Below are 1,739 nucleotides of genomic sequence, written 5' to 3' on the forward strand. Positions count from 1 at the left end.
TCGAAGCTCGCGCCGGGCAACCGCAAGGGCGCGGCCACGGGCGTGTACAACACCACGCAGTCGATCGGGCTCGCGCTCGGCGGCGTGGCGGGCGGTTGGATCCTCAAGCACGAAGGCGCGAGCGCCGTCTTTTACACGTGCTCTGGGCTCGTCTTGTGCTGGCTTATAATCGCGGCCAATATGAAGGCGCCGCCCAGGCGGGCAGAAGCCAGGCGGGCTTGACCCCGGCGGGCCTGAGTTAGAACCAGCGGTTCACAGCAACGCAATTCGCGGAGGCGGTCCGCGACCGGCGAAGGCGCATGAGAGCAGGCGCTCGCTGGCACGCACCGCGCGGCCGCTCCTCGCAACGGAATCAAACAGGAGAAATTCATGGCATCCGTGAACAAGGTGATCCTAGTCGGCAACCTCGGCGCCGATCCGGAAGTGCGCTATCTGCCGAGCGGCGACGCCGTGGCGAACATTCGCCTCGCCACGACCGACCGCTACAAGGACAAGGCGTCCGGCGAGTTCAAGGAAATGACCGAATGGCACCGCGTGTCGTTCTTCGGGCGCCTGGCCGAGATCGTCTCGGAGTACCTGAAGAAGGGTTCGTCGGTGTATATCGAAGGCCGCATCCGCACGCGCAAGTGGCAAGCGCAGGACGGCACCGACCGCTACTCGACGGAAATCGTCGCCGACCAGATGCAGATGCTGGGTGGCCGCAGCGGCGGCGCTTCGATGGGCAGCGACATGGGCGACGACGGCGGCTACAGCCGCGAGCCGTCCGCACCGCGCGGCGGCGGCCGTGCTTCGGGCGGTGGCGGCGCGCCGCGTTCGAGCGGTGGTGGTTCGGGCGGCGGTGCAGGCGGCCGTTCGAACGCGCCGGCTGGCGGCGGCTTCGACGAGATGGACGACGATATTCCGTTCTAAGACAGAAAAGAACATTTATTGTTGGTAGAAGCCCGTTTTCCCCTGTGGAGACGGGCTTTTTCTTTACCCACACATTTTTTTGTACTTTACTGATGACATGGCTGAACTATTACTTACTGAAGACGGTGGGTAGATGGTCAATTATGTCGCCAAGCGGATTCGTTTTCGAAATGGAGAACGCCATTCGGTTCTTCTGGTTCCTTCCGGTCTTCCAGTTCACGAGGTCACACTTTATCTGGGTAGGTACAGAACAAAGGGCCGAGCCGCTAATACCATCCACTTCGTTTGTCTAACCTTGGCTTTGCTGTATCGGGAGTTCGATAGGACTGGTGTTGACCTGTTTTGTCGCCTGTCCAAGAGCAAATTTCTCACCATTCCTGAGCTGAACCGACTAGCATCTGTCGCGCGTCGAGCTTCTTGCGAGTAATTGAACTCGAAGTCGTGGTCACCAAGGAGTTCGGGGATGCTTGGAACGTCTGCACCACGCTCTCAGACGTATGGGCGATGCCTCGCAGCGCCGTCGAAGAACAGCTTCGGACCAACCTTAAACGTCTACTTGGCAGTCAAACTTGACGCCAAAGAAGCACGGTTTAGTTGCGTGGCAATGAATATTCGAAAACAGGACTAGATATTCCCAGTGGGTCAGTTTCTGGCGCAAATCAACACACGGATCGTCCATGTACCAGCCGTGCTCGTCATTGCGCCAGCCCCCGAGCATCACGTCCTGCAGGTCTTTGAGGTTGACCCGGTTCGACGGACGGATCTGCAGTTGGTTTTAGCCAGGTATGGATCCTCCTGTTGCGTCGCGGGTTGTCCACGGCCGGGCGGCG

2 protein-coding genes are annotated in these 1,739 nt (G+C 59.8%); both read left to right on the plus strand.

Annotated features, from left to right (window positions below):
* On the plus strand, nt 1-222 hold a 222-nt coding region (locus C7411_RS36740; protein ID WP_116603306.1), incomplete at its 5' end, for an MFS transporter.
* Between the two features lie 147 nt (nt 223-369).
* Nucleotides 370-909 carry a single-stranded DNA-binding protein gene (locus C7411_RS36745; protein WP_110389031.1) on the plus strand — a complete coding sequence of 180 codons (540 nt, stop codon included), beginning with the start codon at nt 370-372 and terminating at the stop codon, nt 907-909.
* Nucleotides 910-1,739 lie beyond the last annotated feature (830 nt).

The sequence above is a fragment of the Paraburkholderia silvatlantica genome, assembly GCF_003096715.1.
In the GTDB taxonomy this organism is placed as follows: domain Bacteria; phylum Pseudomonadota; class Gammaproteobacteria; order Burkholderiales; family Burkholderiaceae; genus Paraburkholderia; species Paraburkholderia silvatlantica.